This window comes from Mesorhizobium sp. M00.F.Ca.ET.216.01.1.1, from assembly GCF_004010325.2.
In the GTDB taxonomy this organism is placed as follows: domain Bacteria; phylum Pseudomonadota; class Alphaproteobacteria; order Rhizobiales; family Rhizobiaceae; genus Mesorhizobium.
Map to the genome: position 1 here is coordinate 1 of NZ_SADR02000378.1, position 318 is coordinate 318.

Genomic DNA, 318 nt, shown 5'->3' on the forward strand with positions numbered 1-318 from the left:
CCGCTTTTCTGGTGTCGCTGATCGCGCCGGCGGTCTGGCGGCGGGCCGTGGTGCTGACGCGCAGGCGCCTGGAGGCGTCGCTGCCGCTGACGCCTGCCGAGATCCAGGCGGACAAGGACCGGGTCCGGGCCGAGTTCGCAATGACGACGCGAAGGCTCGAGATGACCGTCAAGGGCCTGCAGGAGAAGGTGGCCGAGCAACTGGTCGAGATCGGCCGCGGCCAGGAGGCCCTGAAAGGGCTTGCAGTCGAGAGGAAGGACAAGGACCAGGCCCTGTCCGATCTTGGAGCCAAGAACCAGGAGCTTCAGCGGCGCGGGG

The 318-nt window shown here is 68.6% G+C and carries 1 pseudogene; it reads left to right on the top strand.

Annotation, left to right across the window (positions count from 1 at the left end):
• Window positions 1-8: 8 nt before the first annotated feature.
• Window positions 9-318: pseudogene (locus EN859_RS36565) on the top strand (hypothetical protein); the annotation flags it as partial.